Origin of the sequence: Roseibium sp. Sym1, from assembly GCF_027359675.1 — a bacterium.
Taxonomy (GTDB): domain Bacteria; phylum Pseudomonadota; class Alphaproteobacteria; order Rhizobiales; family Stappiaceae; genus Roseibium.
Window position 1 is genome coordinate 4932015 of the sequence record NZ_CP114786.1, and the last position, 17780, is coordinate 4949794.

Below are 17780 nucleotides of genomic sequence, written 5' to 3' on the forward strand. Positions count from 1 at the left end.
AGGGAAATGCAGCCGCCGAAAGGCGGCTTTTTTTATGGAGAACGAGAATGACTGCTCTCGAGAAAGCAATGGCTCGGCTGAAGGATCTTCTGGCTGCGCTGGACGCGGCTGAAACCAAAGCTGTCGCCGAAGACGCAACGGCAGAAGATGTCAGCGCCTTTGAACAGGCTACCAAGGACATCGAAGATCAGCAGAATCTGATCAAGCAACTGAAGTCCGCAGAAGCGACGCGTGCGGCGGCGGCTCTTCCGGCTGATGAACCAGCTGATCCGGAGCTCCGCACGCCGGCGACGCCAAAAGTGAAGCTTGTGGCTTCCGAAAAGATCGGACTGATGGTCGCGGCCATGGCCAAGGCCTACCAGGACGAGGGAGCGCGCGGATACAAAGCGACGATGCGTTACCTGGAGGAGGCGGGCTACGGTGAGGTGGCGAAGGAATTCGCTGTTGCGCGTTCTGCCAATTCCTCGGCGGCCGCGGCCGGTGGTGTTCTGGTGCCAGAGAACATGCAGAACGAGATCATCGATATTCTGCGTCCGAACACGACCTTCCTGCAGGGCGCTGGTCTTCGGCAGGTGCCCCTGGTGAACGGTAACTACAGCGTTCCGGCAGCGGCGTCTGGTGCAACGGCTGCATGGCGCGGTGAAGGAAAGCCGGCGAACGTCTCTACACCGACCTTCAAGTCGATCAAGATGTCGACCAAGTTCCTCGACTGTCTGGTTCCCGTGACCAATCAGTTGATCCGGTTCTCGCTGCCGGATGTTCGCAGCTGGATCGAGATGGATATGTCCCAGGAAATGGGCACGAAAGTCGATCTCGCGGCCTATCTTGGTTCCGGCACCGAGTATGAGCCTCTCGGCCTCACCAAGATCGATGGTATCTCGGAGGTGACTGCAACGGACACGGCATCGCCAACGGTGACGCAGATCGAATCCGATTGCCAGGCGCTCGAATTGACAATGATGAACGCCAACCTGCCGATGATCGGCGCGGAATGGCGCATGTCTCCGCGCACGCTTCTGTATCTGCAGGATCTGCGCGATGGCAACGGCAACCGGTATTTCCCTGAACTCCAGGGCGATACACCGATGTTCCGCAACAAACGCGTTAGAGTCACGACGCAGATTCCGATCAATGGCGGAACCGGAACCAACGAGTCCGAGATCTTCCTCATGGCGTTCGGTCATCTTTACTACGGCTACGGACCGGCGTTGAGCTTTGCGGTTTCGACTGAAGCTTCGTTCACTTCCGGCGGCACGACGACATCCGCCTTCCAGAATGATCTGACGCTGATCAAGGCGTCGGCCGAAGCGGACGTCGACGCGCGTTACCTGGAAGCCGTTGCGGTGCTTCGCGCGGTCAAGTGGGGCTCGTAAGGGGCGATCTGATGGGGCCCCGGCCCCATCAATTTCAACGGAGATAATATGACCGTCCTGAAAGTGATCAAAAAGACCGGACTGGTTCCGGTTAAACTCAAAGTCAAGAACGGTTCGTTCTCGGCCGGAGATGTCTGCGGTCTCTTGCCTGCTCGCGCTCGTCAAGCGATTCTCGACGGCGAAGCGGATCCGGTGGACCCTCCTGATGGTGTTGAATTCGACACGATCCCGCTACCGAATCCGAAATCAAAGAAGAAGCAGGAGCCGGAGAACGAGAAATCGACGATCGATCAAGGCGTCAGCGAGATCGAAATTCCCGACACCTGGCGTGAGGCACACTACCTGCAACAGGTTGCTCTTGCGAAGAGGATTGCCGGCGACGACTGGGCGGTTCCTGACGGCGCCAAGCCAAAGGAACACGCTGTCAATGTGATCGAGGAAGAACTTAACCGGCGCGACGCGCCGGCAGACTAACCCTGCCCGCCCGGGCCTTGGGTTCAACACGAAGGAGACGCGAGATGCGTTCTGATTTTCTTGACGGCGGTGCTGCCAGCCGTTCCGCCCGGGTGACGGGCAATCAGTCGGCGACAGCCGCTGGCGCTGGAGATGCAACTGAGGTCAACGGTGCTTGGATCAATCGACTGATTGAAGACAAGGGCATGGTCCAGTCCGCCAAGCTTGTCATCGAATTCACCGCTGCGCTCGGCCAGGACGAAACACTGACGTTTGCCGGCAACTTCCAAGACGCGTCGGATTCCGCCGGTACCGGTGTCGCCGATTACGAAGATGCTTTTTCCGCGACGACAGCCGCAACAGGGAACTCAGGCGGATCGACGGAATCCGGCACGCTCGAGTTCGACATCAACCTGGCCGGCGCCAAGCAGTACGTGCGAGCACAGATCACGCCGAACCTGTCGGCATCTGGAACCGATACGGTGAACTGGTCGGCGACGCTGATCCTCTATGGCGGATCTCGCGTGCCGCTCACCAAAGCCAGCGCCAAGCTCGGCTACGACATCTAAGCGATGTTCCTGGGATTCGCCACCGTTGTTGTTGGTGGTGGCGAATCCCTTTCCGTTGCACACTGCCGCATGATCGGTATGGCCCGTGCGACCGATAAGATCCGCGTTGTTGCCATCAATGACGCAATCTACCCATGCTGGTTTGCTGATCTTATTTACGCCTGTGACCGTCAGTGGTGGAATACCCACGGCGATTTGAGCCGGTTTCCTGGCAACAAACTCAGGTTGGCAACACCATCAGCTAACGGCATCGATACCAACGCGCCAAATATCGAAATCAGTTCCATAACAAAATCCGGAACAACCGGGTTTGATGACCGTCCAGGTTACGTCCGCACCGGTGGAAACGGGTGCTATCAGGTTATGAACCATCTTGTTCACTGTGGGGTGAGACGGATCATTCTGGTCGGTATCGATATGAAGGGGCAACATTGGTTTGGTGATCATCCAACTGGTTGTTTCAAGACAGCTCCGAAATATGAGCGTCGGATCAGCGAGTTTTCCGAACTCGCCGATGAATTACGGAAACGCGACGTCGATGTTGTGAATTGTTCCCCTGGAACTTCTCTCAAGTGTTTCCGGCTAGGGGATCTCGCAAGCGAACTCCAAACAGAATGTGAGGTGGATTTCTGATGACCGATAAGAAGCCAATCCCGGAAGACAACGAGCGTGAACAGGTTGAAAAGAAACCTCCGCGCCGGGGTGAGGGGGGGAATCGTGACCTGACACCTCTGCGTGTCAATCTGGGCTACCTCACACGATAATGCGCGATATCGAGGTCATTGTAGAACCAACGCAGTCTGCGACTGATATTGTGTCGGTATCAGATATGCGCCGGCACCTCCGCATTTCGACGGCGACGATCTCAACGCAACTCGACGATGACATCCAAGATAAAATCAAGGAAGCATTAGGCCACCTCGATGGCCGCGATGGTGTGTTGAACCGAACAGTTCTCCCGCGGACCTGGAAAATGTATCTGCCGAAGTTTCCGGCCGGGTATTATGTGGGAAGCCGTCTGGTCAGAAAGATCAGTCTGCCATATCCACCACTGCAGAGCGTCACCTCGATCGAGTATCTGAGTGAGAGTGGTGAGAGCCCGCTGAGCGTGCTGGCTTCAACAAATTACATTGTTCGAAAGAACTCATTCAGCAGCGAGATAGAATTCCTGCCGGATACCACCTTGCCGGTTCTGGCGTCTCATCCCCGGGCGGTGGAGATCACTTTTACGGCCGGGTACACGACCTACCCAGAGACGCTGAAACGGTTAATGAAGATCCTGGCGGCTCACTACCTCGCCAATAAAGAAGCCACAATCAACGAACCGCGCGTTCTGCTCGTCAACCGCGCGACATTGCACGCTTATGAAGATTGCATCGATCAACTGCGCGTGCCGGTAACCTATGAGAACGTCTAGTGCGAGCCGGCGCCAAAAATCAGATTATCACCATCCAGCACAGTGTTGTGAATGGCATCAGCGATCTTGGCGAACTTACCTATGGTTGGCAAAGCTGGCGGGATGAAGTTTTTTGCGAGGTAATGTTCAAGCGCGGGAAGGAGCATTTTGATGCCGGATCCCGTCGTCGCTTCAGTGAAGTCGTCTGCCACTTCCGCTGCGAATATGACGATGTTGTTGGTCTGTCGACCGATATGCAAATTCTCTATGATGGCGGGACCTATGATATTCGGTCGGCCATTCCGCACAAGTGGGATGCGAGAGACGTCACAATCGAGGCGACGCTTCAGAACCAGGTCGTTGGCGACGCCACGTTGGAAATTTACGGTACTCTGCCGACGACCGGAACGAACGGTACGCTCTACCAAGGCCTCTTCCAGGCACAGGCTGGAGCGCCGCCTTATACGTTTTCGCTCGCTTCCGGAGCCTTGCCTGCGGGCTTGAGCGTCGACTCCTATGAAAATGGACAGGTCGGGATTCTATCAGGAACTCCAACAGAGACTGGCACATTCGCGGACATTGTTTTGCGTGTGACGGATTCTGATGGAGATACCGCGGACCTGGCTGCCTTCGATCTAACGATTTCATAATGCCACGTAGAGCAGGTGTAACTGGAGACAAAGACGTCATCCGCGCCATGCGCGCGATGCCGGCAGCGGTCGCGACGCGTCAGCTCGATGTCCTTTGCAAAGAGAGTTTGGAGCCTCTGCGCATGCGGACGAAGCAGAACGCATTGCCTCTCAGACAGCCGGGTAGGCGCCCCAAGGGCGGACATCTGGATGAAGGTGTGGTTGTCAGGAAGCGTCGCGGAACCAGGTACAAGAGGAACTTCTGGGTTGCATTCGGCGCAAGAGCGCGAAAGATCGCGCACCTCGTAAATTTTGGTACCGCTCCGCACTGGCAGCCGCGTCGTGGAATTATGCATCCAGGGGCACGTGCGAAGCCGTTCTTCACATCCGCTTACGAGCAGGAAAAAGACAATGTCGTCGATGACTTCTCTCGTGGAGCGTGGTCAATTATCAGGGCGGCGGTTGTCAGGCTGGCCAAACGATGAGTTCAATCCAGATTACCGTCGATAAACTGAAGTCGGTTTCGGCTGTCACTTCGGTAACCGGTAAGGGTGGAATATATCCAATCGCGGCGAAGCAGACCTCGAAACCTCCGTTTGCCGTTTGCAATATCGCCGATACCAGAGATCGGCAAATGTTGGATGGTGCCGGTAAATTCTACACCGGTCGTGTCCAGGTAGACTGCATCGGCCTGACACCAACGTCAGCTGTAAGTTTGGGGGACAACGTCCTCGCGGCTCTGGAAGATGTCGTCAAGGAAACAGTCGGCGATTTCACCGGGGTGGACATCATGTTCGCCGACACGGACTTCACAGACCATTCTAACGACATGTCCACCTACAGAAGAGTTTTGCACTTTCTAGTCACGTGGCGATAGCCAACGCGGGGTCGCTTCAGCGGCCCTTTTTTCTTGGCGCTTGATGCGCTTTCCATGGAGCATAGCATGACACAGAGCACTGGCGTTACAGGCCGTGGCATCACGTTTGAAATCAGTGATGGTGAATCGCCTGATGGATGGGTCGCGATCGCGAACTTGGCGTCTACAGGGATCAACGGCCGCACGGCGGAAGAAATTGACTTCACGCACCTTGCGTCGTCCGGCGGTTTCCGTGAATACCGGCAGGGGTTCAAAGATCCGGGCACGATTCCGCTTGAATTGCATTTCACACCGACGGAAACGACGCACGTCGATCTACTCGACAAGTTCATCTCCGGTGCGAACTTCAACTGGCGGATCAACTGGTCCGGCGCCGGCATCGCCATGGCCGAATACGGCGTTGGCTTTGTGCAAAACCCTGGCGATCTGAACATCAACCCAAATGATCCTGTTGGCGGGGCTGCATCTGTTCGCGTGACCGGACAGACGACATGGAGTAGCGCCGCATGAGCCGTAACAGCATGCGTAGGGTTCCGTTCCCGGAAGCTGGGACGGGGATGGAACTTCGTCTCAAAAATCCTGGGTTTGCAACGCTTTTCAACAAGTATGGACTCGATTATTTCGCCGTTGTCGAAAAAGGCCTTCTCTTCTACGATTTCGACCTTATCGAAACCATGTTGACGCTCTGTCTCGAGAAGCAGGGAAAAAATGTCGACTTGACGATCGAAGATCTGAATGAAGACCTTCCACTCGAGAAGCTTCGCGACAAACTTCTCGACGCCTTCACACTTGCGGCCAACGGTCGAACCTATTCGGAACAGGTTGAGTGGACGAAGGAGCAGGCGGCAAAGCTGGAGGATGAAAACCCTTCCCTCGCGAGCCCGGGCGGTATCTTGTCGAACTCAGAGACAGAGCCTACCGGGCAGGAATCCGCCCAGACGAATTCAACGAACTGACCCCCGCGGAAACGGAAGACTACATCGCTTGCCTCAAACAGGGCGCAATCGAAACGGCATGGACGTTTGCTCTCTACCAGCGAATGGACCACAAACTCTTTCCGAAATCAGCGAAAGCCGCCTGGGACGCAGAAACAGCGACTGAGCAAGCAAACCGAGAGCACGTTGCTGCGGCGCGAAAACGCTTCGAGGAAGCGAAAAAACGCGGTCAGATTGGTAAGAAGCCCAAGAAAATTAAGAAGAAATAATGGCCGCACAGATCGGATCGATCTTTGTTGCCCTGACGGCCGATATTCAGCCGTTTGCGGCAAACATGCAGCGCGGGGCGTCTGTCACACGGCAGACGACCGGTGCTATCCGACGGGACGTCGGGTTGACGCAAAGATCAATCAATCGATTCCACGCCTCGGCCGGTTCGACGTCTTTCCGTCCATACTCAATTATTGCCGCTAGCCGTGCCTTCGAAACAGTAAACGACCGCGCTTCTCTCCTGCGTGGTTCGCTTCTGGCGTTGACGGCAGTTGCAGGTGGATTTACCGCGGCATTGGGATCCAACGTCCTGCTGCGCTATGCGGACACTTTCACCAACATTTCCAACCAGATCAGAGTCGTTTCCAAGGATAGTTCTGATCTGGCTGCTCGCTTTGCCGAAGTTGAGGCTGTTGCGGCGCGAAGTCGGTCGACACTGCAGTCGACCGCGACTCTCTATTCACGTATTCAAAAAGCGGCGCCGGATAGAGACCCGGCTGAAATCCTCCGCGCAGCAGAGACAATTCAGAAAGGTCTGACACTCGGTGGCGCGACCGCACAAGAAGCGGCTTCTACGGCTATTCAGCTTTCCCAGGGTCTGGCGTCAAACCGCCTTGGCGGTGAAGAGCTTAGAGCTGTCCTTGAGACGCCACTCGGCTTGGAGCTAGCGAAAGGTCTCGGCGTAACGATCGGTAAGTTCAGAGAACTTGGTTATGCTGGTGAGCTCACGGCTAACAGCATTTTCCAGTCCTTGAACCGGATTTCCGCATCGATCGACGAAAAGTTCTCGAAGTCTGTAAGAACACTCGACCAGGCGCTTGTTTCTGTCGACAATTCGTTCACCTCCTTCATCGGAGGTGTGAACAAATCCTATGGGGTCACACAGCTCCTGGCCGATGGCCTCGTTTCGATAGGAGACAACCTCGACCGCATCATACCACTGCTCGCGAAAGCCGGAGGACTGGCCGCGGCGCTGTTCCTAGCGCGGAACCGTGGAGCTCTTGGCGGTGGTCTTGGATTAGCTCTTGGCGGTGCCGCAGGTTATCAGATAGGCGGACTTGAAGGCGCCTTGATAGGTGGTGGTTTGGCCGGCACCGCGGGATATGCTGCCGGCAGAGAAAGGCCAATTCCTGCAGGTCAGCTAACAGGTGCGGAAGGCGAGAGAACCACAAGAAGTGGTATTGGCACCATCTATCAGTCAATCAAGGACGAGTCTCGCCAAGCAAAAGAAAACGTTATTGCTCTGAAGGAGGAGCAAGATAGATTGACGCAATCAGCACGTGCGTCAGCTGTCGAGCGTCAGAAATTAAAGTCTGATTTGTCCCAAGGTGCATTCGGATATGCATCCAAATCAGCGCAATCGGAATCGCTGCGAGCCAGCGAAGCAATCAATAAACTGGATAAGGAGCGTCTGGCAGCCAACGCGCGCCTGCGCAAACTTTATGCAGACATGGCATCTGATGCTGGAAAGGTCCCGGCGCGAATTGCCAAACTCAATTCCGATCAGATCTCATCCGAGAACCGTCTTGTTAAATTGGATGGTGAGCGTCTGGCTCTGAATCGTGAGCTTCTGAAGGCACGCGACACCTATACCAAGGCTGTTCAGGTGAAGGTGGGTACGGCCGGGAGCGTGGATTTCACGAAGGAAGCTGAGCAGAATTTCCGAGGAGTTGAGCGAAAGATCAAATCGAACGCGCGTGCGATCGAAAATGAATTGGCTGCGATTGAAAAGCGCAGCGTTCAAATGGCTGATACCTATTCCGCCGCGCAGAAAAAAGCCGGCGAACAACATCTCGCTTCACTTCGTAATATCTCTGCGGAGCAGCAGCGTATATCCGAACTCGATGTTCAGCGTAATGCTGCAGTCGCAGCTTCCAGGAAAGCGCGCAACGCTGCCGAGCGCGAAGGATCCGAGGTTGTCAGAACGCGTCTTAATGAGACCACGGCAGCCTACCGGGCCAATATCAGCGCTATCAGGGAAACAAAGGTGCAGTTGGCGTCCGCCACGAAGGCTGCAACGACGTTTGGGCAAGCCAAGCAGTTCGTTGGCCGGCAAGTTTCCAGTTTGGTCAATCTATTCGGAGGACCGTGGGGCTTCGCGATTACGGGCGCTATCACACTACTCGGTGTGCTCGGTGCTCGTGCCAGGGCAGAAGCGCAAAAGATTGCCGAAGCCGAGCAGATTATTCGGGATCGACTTGGGGATATTCGCGATCTTGCAGACAATGATAACGGTGCGCGTCGCAGCATCCTGGCGATAAGGATTCAAGAAGAAGAAAAGCAGATTTTCAAGCTTGAGGACGCTGTAAAGAATGCATCGAAAGAAATCGAACGTCTTCTAAGTCTATATCAATCTCAAGAGCGAGCTCGAAGTGATATAAACTATAGAGACGAAGTAAATCAGCTTCGTGAATTGTCTCAGGCTTACAGAAATCAGGAAATTGAATATACCCAATTCAAGCAGGGAGTCGAAGATCTTAAAAAAGAGGTGTCGACGCCGTATTTCGATGAAATAGCTGACGGCGTAAAGAGATCTACGCTGATCCTGGACGACGGAACGACTGCCTTGGAAATCATGAGGAAAGAAGTTGAGAAACTTCGATCCGCTTCCAAAGATCCGATTGTTGTTCGCGTTCAAACAGCCTTCGAAGCAGCAAACACTAATCTTCAGAGTGTTGAACAGACGAATGCACTCGATCAAGCGGTTCGTCTGAAGGCTTTCAACACAAATAAGGCTTCCGCGCTTTCAGATGCGCGCCTTGGCCGCGACGCGCAGCGCCGGGCTTCCATCGAGAAGAAATATCTGGACGACGCGAAGAAGGCGCACATCGACGTTACGGATGCACTCCGCAAAGAGGCAGAGGCATACGCTCGTGACTTTGTTGCCGCGGAAAACGCTGCAAATGCGACAAAAAAGGCAGGTACGGAAGCAGAGCGTACCGCAGATATTATCGACAAGATCAGGAGGGAAGGGGCCGCTGCTGGTCTAAGCGATATAGATCGCGAGGTCGTCTCCAGGGCAAAAAATATCAAAGATGCGGAAACCGCAATCCGGCAATACATCGACGCGGTCAACTCCGGTAACCTTTCAACGGCGCCGGCCGGTCTCTTGGAAATCAGGAGCGCCCTGCAGGATATTGCAAGCGCTGAACTCTACCGGGATATTGTAAAACAGTATGGCACTGGCTCGCAGCTCGCTGGAGACTTTGCCGACCAGCAGCAAAAACTCAACAACCTCGTTCAGCAGGGCAAAATTTCCGCAGACCAGGCAAGTGTCGCCTGGGCTGACTATGTGACGCAGTTCGGTCAATACCAATGGATCGATGATGTCGCCAACGCCTTCGGAAATTTGGCCGGATCGGTGATCACCGATTTCGACAACATGGAAGATGCGGTCAAGAACTTCCTCAAGCAACTAATCAACATCGGGGTGCAGGTGCTGGTCGTGGAACCGATTGTCAATCGGTTGAGAGCGACGCTTGCAAGTACCGTTGGCGGCGGTGGTGGTGGAGGTGGCGGCGGCTTCTTCGGAAGTTTGTTTGGCAATATCCTCGGTGGTGGTGGACTTCTGGGTGGCAGCATCATCCCAGGGATCCTGCATAAAGGTGGCACGGCAGCATCAGCTGAAAAAGGTAGGCCGGTACCAGCCGCAGCAGTTGCATATGCGCCGCGGCTTCATGCCGGCACTGAAATGAAGAACAAGGAATTCCTGGCCGTCCTGGAAAACACGGAGCATGTCCTCCGTGGCAACCAGATGGACAGAACAGTCAGCGCGCTCTCAAATGCAGCGTCTTCCATTACGAGCGGATATGTCCAGCCGCAGCGCGTAGATGTCCATGTTCATGCCACCGCTTCTGATGAGTTCAATCTCATGGTGCAAACCGAAGCGCAGAGTGCTGCAACAGGCGCCGCGGCCGCAGTTGCAAGAGACGTTCAGAAAAACTTCAGCGCCTATGCAACACAGAACAACGTGAACAAAGGTTGACATGTCAGTTCCAACCTACATCGAGTGGCCACGTGACCTGCTTCCCCCTAGGCACGTTAACCCGGGCTTCAGTGCTCAATCCGGTGGAGGGCAGCAACTCTCCCTAACCGGTCGCTTGAACAATGGCGGCATACCTGGGCGGGGTATTTGGAAACCAACCTTCATCGAAATCCCTGTCCACGAAGCGGTCAATCTGGATGAATGGATGGCCCTGGATGGACAAATCATGGGCCGCGACTTGCCTATCGCCGTTCCCTACTATCACAAAGGCCGTTACCCGAAGTTTGGTGAGATCGAGACATGCACCTTCTCGGACGGAGCTACGTTTGATGATGGAACCGAGTTTATCTCGAGCGGGACCCACGTCATTGTCACGGACTTTGCCGCGGCCGGTGCAACAACCATCAATATTACAAAAATCGAGTGCGGAACGATCCAGACCAGAGATGTTTTTACCATCTGTCTTCACCAGTACAAAGTTCGTTCCATTGTCAGCCAGTCGACCTCATCTGCGAGCATAACGATAGCACCAGAACTGAGAGCGGACGCGTTCCCAAGGGACGAAGTCGACTTCGTCTATCCTGTTGTGAAGTCCAGACTTATCGATCCTGAAGCTATGGCAATCGAGTTTCAGTACGGCGACTGGTCGTTTCCAAAGATCGAATTCATCGAAGATACGGCGCCGACAATATAATGGGCATCTACAATTCCGAACAAATATCCCTTCTCGCATCGGCAAGGGCAAGGATAGCGCGCGCCTGGGAGATCAGATTCGCGTCCGAAACCGTCTATATTTGGAACGGCAACGTTGATCGAAAACTGCATGACAACAATACGTATCAAGGTCTGCGAGGACAGTTGACGGCTCCAAGCTTTCCGTTCTCGAACAAGGCGGAAAACGACACCGGCCTCTTTCAGATAAACGGTCTGCCTGGTGCGATCGAAGAAATGATTTGGGACGAGAAGGCTGAAGTGATCGGCCGGTATATCATCGAACGATTCATGCTGCTGACGGCAGAAGATCTGACCCTCGTCGGCCCAGCTGTTTTGAATCAGATCTACGTCATGCGCGGAATTCAGTCAGTTCAAGAGGGCGCAACGACGACCAGCCAGCCGAGTTACACCTTGAACCTGATGGTTGAGAGTTTGTTCAGCCAAAGGTCAGAGGCAGGATTTGGCCGCTATACGGAATCGGACCAAAAGGGCCGATACCCTTCCGACACTGACAAAATGTTCAATTACGTGCCAATCCTGGCGCGAGGAAAGACGATTCAACTCGTATGAAGTCGCTTGATGAATATTTTCTGACTGCTGCGCCGTGCGACTACATTTCTAATGATTGTTGCGCTTTTCCAGGAGGGTGGGTCTGGGAACAGACAGGTGTTGACCCTGTAGCAGAGTGGCGCGGCCGGTATTCGTCAGAAGCTGAAGCGATGGTATTTGTCAAGGCCTGCGGAGGCGTGCCGAGTATCATGGACAAAGGCCTGAAAACCGCTGGCATGAAGCGCACCTCCACTCCTCAGAATGGTGACGTCGGTTGTGTGGTCGTCGAAGGACAGGCAGTCGGCGCCATCATGAAAGATGGCTACTGGTGGGTGTTGGGAACGCAAGGGAAGTTTCCGATACCAAATGCCCGCCTACTCAGGGCATGGACTTTCTGAGATGCCTCCGGTAATCGCGGCGGTTGCTGCTTTCGCCGGCGGCCTTTCAGCGGCCGCGGGGTTTGGTGGGGCGCTGTCTCTTGCCGGTTTGGCCGCCGGTGGTTTCTATGGTGCCGGCGCGTCGATCGGCTTCGCAATTGGCGGTTTCATCTCAGCCATCGGCGGCATTGGGACAATTATCTCACTTGGTCTCGGCGTCGCTTCACTGGCGCTTGGGCGTTCGTCTCAGCCGGCGGTTACGCCAGCTGCCTTACCTTCGTCACAGACGCAGATATCCCGTGCCGCAGTCGGCTACCGAAGGAAAGGTTGGGGAAAGCTCCGAGGTGGAGGGCATCTGCTATTTCAGTCGGTAAAGAAGGGCACGACGGTATTTGCGGGCCAAAGTGGCAACAACATGACGATGGTTGTCGCTGTAGCCGATGGTCCAATCAGCCAGTTCACAAACTGGTATATCGACGGCACAGAGGTGACTGTCGACGGAAGTTTGAACGTCACCACCACGAAGTATAGCGGCAAGGCCCAATTCGCCTACAAACTCGGAAGCGATTCCCAGACTGCGTTCTCCGAATTGACAAGTGAATTTTCCGCAGAAGTCGATAGCGACTGGCGCGGGCTCGGCACCGTCATGATCTTGGCACGCTTTCTCTGTGACAAGAACACGTTCAATATGCTCCCGAAGGGGGTCAACACTGAGATCAGCGCGGTCGCGGAATATTCTACAATCTATGATCCACGAATTTCTATGGATGCATATTCCGCGAACGCAGCCCTGGTTATTCGCGATCAGTTGACTGCAAGTGCCCTGGAGAATGGGCACGGCATACCCACCGAGTTCATTGACGACGATGATGCTACCTACGGCTTTAAAGCCGCGGCGGATACGTGCGATCTCGTGGTTGCGGGCCCGGAGGCTACGACAAGGGCTAAGTGGGAACTTCACGGTTGGAATAACTATGGCGAAGCTCCGTCGGCGACGCTGATTAGGATGTTTGACGCCTGCAACGGCAGGCTGGTTCTTACTTCAAATGGGAAAATAGGGATTTCAGTCGGTGGCTGGGTTGAGCCGACAGTCACTCTCACAGGTGACCACATCACGCGCATCAAACGTACGGAGGGTAAGTACGAGTCCGAACAGGCGACCGTAATAAAAAGTCAATACCTTTCTCCGGCGCACGGTTATATTGAACAAGATGCAAAAGAATATGAACACGAAAACTTTTCGAGTTTTGGTAGAAAGGTAAAGTCGGTTGATTTTATAATGTCCGCCAACCATGGGCAGTGCAGACACTTACAGAAAATCGCGGCGAATAGAATAAATACAGGAACAAGCCTGGAAGTTTCTACTAACATCTATGGACTGTCCGTCCTTGGTGAGCGTTTTATCAAAATCAATTACGGCGATATCAATACGAGCTTTGAGATCGTCAGCGACCCAGAACTGATCTTGGATAGAAATGGTGTCGTGAACGGAGTTGAATTTGCGGTCATCGCACTCACTGAAAGTGACGTTTCCTATGACGAGGAAACGGAAGGCGTAACCCCGCCAGAGGTGCAGCCCGATCCAGATAATGATTTAACGCCTGATGCGCCGACGCTGAGTGTCACCATAAGCGGCACCACGGCATCCTGCGTGATTACCGATCAGTCAGACGCAAATTACCATTTCATTCGGTACCGCGTTGTCGAAGGCGCAAGTCCGGACGATGACGGAAATTATGCATACGCCAGCATGGAGCCTGGCGTCTCCGCTACAGACATCGCTCTGATGGCGGGAACGACATACGAGTTCCAGGTCAAAGCAGTGACCGGCTCCGGGTTGGAGTCGCCCTACGAGCCTAGTCCGGCCCTGCAGCGCACAACTAGTTAAACAACTTCAGTACGAATTCAAAGCCGCCTTGTGCGGCTTTTTTTGTTGGGAAAACGCATGTCACTCGATATCGACGTCATCCTACGAGATAACGCTGTTATTGGCGTCTCAGGCACCGAGCATAAGCCGATCAAGAGCCAATTGCGGCAGTATTTGAAGTCGGTATCCCGCATTGCCGCCAGCAACGCCGTTCATGTCAGAACGCTCGCCGAATTGCAGGGTAAGACGGGTGTAGCTGACGACACTGGCGGCTTTGTGTGGGGTGACAGCACGGACAGCAATAACGGTGTTTACAGGTACGATGCGACAGGTTCACCCGATGGATGGGATCGACTAGCAGGATTGCCACACACTGCGGCCGTTCTCACCAACGTCAGCGGTTCAGCAAACGCCATCACGGCCGACACTGAAGTCGGCGTCGACCCGGCAGAGGTCAAAATTCTCATTCTGGGCGATCCGCCTGGAACAAATACCAGTACGACGGTTACCATCGCGCTGAACAGCGGTGATGCCGAAAACATCAAATCTGCGTCCGGCACTGACCTTGCCGTAGGCGATATCGTCGACGGTGTCGGAACACTACTTTTCAGATCAGGTTCTGAGTGGCGTCAGTTAGTCAGTTCGAGCACGACCGCGACGATCGACTATCAAGGTGTGTGGGATAGTGGAACCACCTACACGTTGGCTCAGTTCGTCACGAGTTCGAACAAGTTATATTACAACACATCGGTAAGTTCACTGAACGAACAGCCTGGGACGCTGAGTCCGGATCCATGGCTATTGGTGTTCGACCTATCGACGACGCTAGAGGGTTGGGCTGCTTCGTTGAGTGGCGCGACATCGCTTTTCGTCTTCGAAGGAACCTCGGGTGGCGTCATCAGGGCATCTGGCGCTGCCGATTCCTACTCGCTGACCATCGGTGCAGATTCTACGCCGACAACCAATGTGTCGCCGCAATTCAACATCTACGGGAAGGGTCACGCGAGTTGGCCCGGAGAAGCATTCTTCACAGCCGTTACGGCTACAATCACTGGTAAGAGCCGGCCCGGTAATATTAATTTGGAAAGCCAAGTTGCGATCAGACGCTTCTTGATGGTGGGTGTCCGTACCAGCCTGACGCTTGGCTCAGGCTGGGACGCCAATGATGTGCCGGCTGCCGATGCGCCACTGCATGTCTTTACGCCGACTGGTTCGCTTGGTACAGACCCACAGATCACCAGCGTTGGCGCCAATGCTACCTACAATCCCACGGCTGTCTTCGAGGCGAATGTCTCCGGCGGTGGACAGGCGTCGAACCAGTACATTGTTGGCACCAATGGGGTGTTCCACAATATCCACGGTAATCCTGGGAACAGCGTTCGCTGGATTGATACCTATGATCACCAGAACGGTGTCGTAAAATACCTTTCTGGAAGCAACCAACGGTTTGCCTACAATAACAACGACGTTTATATCGGCGCGAAAGTAGCGCAGGATCTAACGTCTGTTGGTGCCGAATTCCGCGGCGATGCTGGGCAGTTGAGCATAACTGCAGATGGTACCCATTGCCTTCATCTGAATCGTCTTACTGATGATGGCTCGATCGCTACCTTCGCCCAAGCAAACACCACTGAGGGAAGTATCTCCATCAGTGGCACCAGCGTCTTCTACAATGCCTTCCATGCAGCTCACTGGTCGCAACTTTCAGACCGGTCAAAACCTGACATTCCTTTCGGCACCGTCTGCGATACTATCGATGAACTTTGCGAGTGGCGCGGCCTGGAGTTTCTAGACCCGGTAACCGGCGAAAAGATTGTAACAGAAGAGTTTTCTGACAAGTTGGACCTGTTTGCGTTTGAGCTCGACAGTGAAATTGAAATCGAGGTCTCAAGGACTGTAAAGATCGAAGTAGAACACATCAGGTACGAAACAAAACAGGTGCTAGGACCTGAATACGAAGTTATTGGGTACGAGCACGAAGAAATAAACGGCAAGATTGTTCGAAAAAAAGTAATAAAACTCGCAAGGGACCCTGTCATTGAGGAGTTGCCGTTGATTGATGAGGATGGAAATCCCATCATGAAAGACGTCCTCAACGAGGAAGGTGAAGTGATCTCCCGTGTTCCAGATGTCGTGACGCGTGAGAAAACGGAGACCGTCGAAATAAAAGAAAAGACAGTTGAGGATCAACCCAGGACCTTCAAAATAGATGCGAAGGTGGTTCTGATTGATAACAATCGCCTGGTGAAATTTGAGATCTCGAAAAAGGCCGGATCTCGAAGAGTTTATGGCACTTTTGTCGGGTGGGATAAGCCGAATACACCATTCGACGTTGACGCTTCTATTAGCTGTCTTGGCGCCGGTTTTTGCCGAATCGACAAGAATGTAACGGTGAAAGGTGGCGACCTCTTGGAAAGTGCCGGCAACGGCTGCGCGCGGTTGCACCGCCCAGGTCGAGGAAGCCCAATGGGGAAAGTCAATGCCAACATCAGGGTCATGACGCACGATGATGGATCCTATGTCGTGCCTATGGAGCACGTGCGTAGCTAGAGACCGTGACGCTCCCACTGACACATAGTCGGTAGAGAAAGTTCATCGCCCGGATTTCAGGGCTTTTTTGTCACTTAAAAATCAGACGGCACATGTGCCGGAAGGTGAAACCATGCCAAGTTTGAGCAGGGAAGGAACGTCGTTTGTCTTGGATCATGAAGGCTGTCCGCTGAAGGCGTATCGCTGCCCCGCGGGCGTGATAACGATCGGTCCAGGCTTCACCATGCGGTCCAAGGTTTTTGCGGCATGGTGGCGCGCAAAATATGGGCGCGGGCTTCGTCTTGGCGACACAATAAGCAGAACTGACGTCGATGTGCTCCTTCCGAAGGTCTTCAACGACGAATACGGTGCGGCCGTCAACGCTAAAATCGGTACCACAGTCCAGCACGAATACGACGGCTCGGGCTCGATGGCTTACAACTGCGGTACCGGTGCGCTTAACTGGACCTGGGCGAAACTTCTGAAAGCCCGCGATGTGCCCGGTGCGGCCAAGCGGCTACGCACAACCGCCGTGACCGCTAATGGGCGCCGCTTGGCCGGTCTCGTGCGACGTCGGCGGGAAGAAGCGGAATTGATCGAACATGGCAATTACGGTCAAATCAGGTCGGTTCCATCATCTGTGTCCAGCCGCACCGATGAGGTGATGCAATATCAGAAGCAACTGTCCGCGCTGGGTTACGAACTCGTCGTCGATGGCGTCGCCGGTAAGAATACAATCAAAGCGGTGAAAAGCTTCCAGCGCAACAATGATCTAACGGTCGACGGGATTGTCGGTCCCGCTACCCGGGCGGCGCTCATCAGAGCACTGGATACCAAGCGCGGGAAACAGGCTGCAGCAGCCGCTCCAACGGCTGCTGGAGGCATGGGAGCTGGATCGACCGACGCAGCGGTCCAGTCAGGTGATTTTCTTCTCAGTGTGGCTCTATGGGGCGGTGGGGCGCTGCTGGCAGTCGGCATCATCTTCCTCATTTTGCGCTACCGCGGTGTGATTACCGGAAAGCGCGTTCCAACCTAAGGAAACATCATGTCTGGATGGAAAACAGTCCTCTTCAACGGCGGTCTTGGAATCGTTGCGCTCATCGCCGAACTGTTGAACTATTTGAGCGTCTTCAACTGGCGTGAAGTTCTGCCGCCGGAATATGCGCCCGGTGTGATCCTGGGCATCGGCGTGGCCAACATCGTGCTTAGGCATGTCACTACCGGCCCGGCTGGTTGGAGGCAGAAATAATGGGGCCT

General features: G+C 54.3%; 17 protein-coding genes. All 17 read left to right on the top strand.

From position 1 onward, the window contains the following. Nucleotides 1-47: 47 nt before the first annotated feature. The 17 genes from O6760_RS22880 (at nt 48) to O6760_RS22960 (ending at nt 17772) form a co-directional block, all read left to right on the top strand. Nucleotides 48-1373 carry a phage major capsid protein gene (locus O6760_RS22880; RefSeq protein ID WP_269581968.1) on the top strand — a complete coding sequence of 442 codons (1326 nt, stop codon included), beginning with the start codon at nt 48-50 and terminating at the stop codon, nt 1371-1373. Nucleotides 1374-1421: 48 nt separating this feature from the next. Next, nucleotides 1422-1847 carry a hypothetical protein gene (locus O6760_RS22885; protein WP_269581969.1) on the top strand — a complete coding sequence of 142 codons (426 nt, stop codon included), beginning with the start codon at nt 1422-1424 and terminating at the stop codon, nt 1845-1847. A gap of 44 nt (nt 1848-1891) precedes the next feature. Further along, nucleotides 1892-2395, top strand: a complete 504-nt coding sequence (locus tag O6760_RS22890) for a hypothetical protein (protein WP_269581970.1) — start codon at nt 1892-1894, stop codon at nt 2393-2395. A 3-nt stretch (nt 2396-2398) separates the two neighbouring features. Next, a complete protein-coding gene (locus tag O6760_RS22895) occupies nt 2399-3028 on the top strand; it encodes a hypothetical protein (protein WP_269581971.1) in 630 nt (209 codons plus the stop codon). Between the two features lie 130 nt (nt 3029-3158). Further along, the gene (locus tag O6760_RS22900; protein ID WP_269581972.1) at nt 3159-3812 is read left to right on the top strand and encodes a hypothetical protein; all 654 of its coding nucleotides are present in this window, start codon (nt 3159-3161) and stop codon (nt 3810-3812) included. Then, the gene (locus O6760_RS22905; protein ID WP_269581973.1) at nt 3812-4441 is read left to right on the top strand and encodes a phage head completion protein; all 630 of its coding nucleotides are present in this window, start codon (nt 3812-3814) and stop codon (nt 4439-4441) included. Before O6760_RS22900 ends, O6760_RS22905 begins: the two co-directional genes overlap by 1 nt. 418 nt (nt 4442-4859) lie before the next feature. Beyond that, entirely contained in the window at nt 4860-5297 is a 438-nt protein-coding gene (gene gp17, locus O6760_RS22910) for a tail completion protein gp17 (protein WP_269581974.1), read from the top strand. A 66-nt stretch (nt 5298-5363) separates the two neighbouring features. Beyond that, complete coding sequence (locus O6760_RS22915) at nt 5364-5807, top strand: phage tail tube protein (protein WP_269581975.1); 444 nt, start codon at nt 5364-5366, stop codon at nt 5805-5807. Beyond that, on the top strand, nt 5804-6253 hold the full coding sequence (locus tag O6760_RS22920) for a hypothetical protein (protein WP_269581976.1): 450 nt from the start codon (nt 5804-5806) through the stop codon (nt 6251-6253). Before O6760_RS22915 ends, O6760_RS22920 begins: the two co-directional genes overlap by 4 nt. Nucleotides 6254-6500: 247 nt before the next feature. Beyond that, nucleotides 6501-10487 carry a tape measure protein gene (locus O6760_RS22925; RefSeq protein WP_269581977.1) on the top strand — a complete coding sequence of 1329 codons (3987 nt, stop codon included), beginning with the start codon at nt 6501-6503 and terminating at the stop codon, nt 10485-10487. 1 nt (nt 10488) lies between these two features. After that, nucleotides 10489-11181 carry a hypothetical protein gene (locus tag O6760_RS22930; RefSeq protein WP_269581978.1) on the top strand — a complete coding sequence of 231 codons (693 nt, stop codon included), beginning with the start codon at nt 10489-10491 and terminating at the stop codon, nt 11179-11181. Continuing rightward, a complete protein-coding gene (locus O6760_RS22935) occupies nt 11181-11771 on the top strand; it encodes a hypothetical protein (RefSeq protein ID WP_269581979.1) in 591 nt (196 codons plus the stop codon). The genes O6760_RS22930 and O6760_RS22935 overlap by 1 nt, the downstream gene beginning before the upstream one ends. Continuing rightward, a complete protein-coding gene (locus O6760_RS22940) occupies nt 11768-12148 on the top strand; it encodes a DUF6950 family protein (RefSeq protein WP_269581980.1) in 381 nt (126 codons plus the stop codon). The genes O6760_RS22935 and O6760_RS22940 overlap by 4 nt, the downstream gene beginning before the upstream one ends. A 1-nt stretch (nt 12149) precedes the next feature. Beyond that, nucleotides 12150-14015: a fibronectin type III domain-containing protein gene (locus tag O6760_RS22945; RefSeq protein WP_269581981.1), complete on the top strand. Its 1866-nt coding sequence runs from the start codon at nt 12150-12152 to the stop codon at nt 14013-14015. A 57-nt stretch (nt 14016-14072) separates the two neighbouring features. Then, entirely contained in the window at nt 14073-16544 is a 2472-nt protein-coding gene (locus tag O6760_RS22950; RefSeq protein WP_269581982.1) for a hypothetical protein, read from the top strand. Nucleotides 16545-16692: 148 nt separating this feature from the next. Then, the gene (locus O6760_RS22955; protein WP_269581983.1) at nt 16693-17559 is read left to right on the top strand and encodes a glycoside hydrolase family protein; all 867 of its coding nucleotides are present in this window, start codon (nt 16693-16695) and stop codon (nt 17557-17559) included. Nucleotides 17560-17568: 9 nt separating this feature from the next. Continuing rightward, on the top strand, nt 17569-17772 hold the full coding sequence (locus O6760_RS22960; protein ID WP_269581984.1) for a hypothetical protein: 204 nt from the start codon (nt 17569-17571) through the stop codon (nt 17770-17772). Nucleotides 17773-17780 lie beyond the last annotated feature (8 nt).

What these genes read in the sequence shown, in the direction of transcription:
- O6760_RS22880 (WP_269581968.1), top strand. Translation starts at nt 48, where the DNA reads ATGACTGCTCTCGAGAAAGCAATGGCTCGGCTGAAGGATCTTCTGGCT.
- O6760_RS22885 (WP_269581969.1), top strand. Translation starts at nt 1,422, where the DNA reads ATGACCGTCCTGAAAGTGATCAAAAAGACCGGACTGGTTCCGGTTAAA.
- O6760_RS22890 (WP_269581970.1), top strand. Translation starts at nt 1,892, where the DNA reads ATGCGTTCTGATTTTCTTGACGGCGGTGCTGCCAGCCGTTCCGCCCGG.
- O6760_RS22895 (WP_269581971.1), top strand. Translation starts at nt 2,399, where the DNA reads ATGTTCCTGGGATTCGCCACCGTTGTTGTTGGTGGTGGCGAATCCCTT.
- O6760_RS22900 (WP_269581972.1), top strand. Translation starts at nt 3,159, where the DNA reads ATGCGCGATATCGAGGTCATTGTAGAACCAACGCAGTCTGCGACTGAT.
- O6760_RS22915 (WP_269581975.1), top strand. Translation starts at nt 5,364, where the DNA reads ATGACACAGAGCACTGGCGTTACAGGCCGTGGCATCACGTTTGAAATC.
- O6760_RS22920 (WP_269581976.1), top strand. Translation starts at nt 5,804, where the DNA reads ATGAGCCGTAACAGCATGCGTAGGGTTCCGTTCCCGGAAGCTGGGACG.
- O6760_RS22925 (WP_269581977.1), top strand. Translation starts at nt 6,501, where the DNA reads ATGGCCGCACAGATCGGATCGATCTTTGTTGCCCTGACGGCCGATATT.
- O6760_RS22930 (WP_269581978.1), top strand. Translation starts at nt 10,489, where the DNA reads ATGTCAGTTCCAACCTACATCGAGTGGCCACGTGACCTGCTTCCCCCT.
- O6760_RS22935 (WP_269581979.1), top strand. Translation starts at nt 11,181, where the DNA reads ATGGGCATCTACAATTCCGAACAAATATCCCTTCTCGCATCGGCAAGG.
- O6760_RS22940 (WP_269581980.1), top strand. Translation starts at nt 11,768, where the DNA reads ATGAAGTCGCTTGATGAATATTTTCTGACTGCTGCGCCGTGCGACTAC.
- O6760_RS22945 (WP_269581981.1), top strand. Translation starts at nt 12,150, where the DNA reads ATGCCTCCGGTAATCGCGGCGGTTGCTGCTTTCGCCGGCGGCCTTTCA.
- O6760_RS22950 (WP_269581982.1), top strand. Translation starts at nt 14,073, where the DNA reads ATGTCACTCGATATCGACGTCATCCTACGAGATAACGCTGTTATTGGC.
- O6760_RS22960 (WP_269581984.1), top strand. Translation starts at nt 17,569, where the DNA reads ATGTCTGGATGGAAAACAGTCCTCTTCAACGGCGGTCTTGGAATCGTT.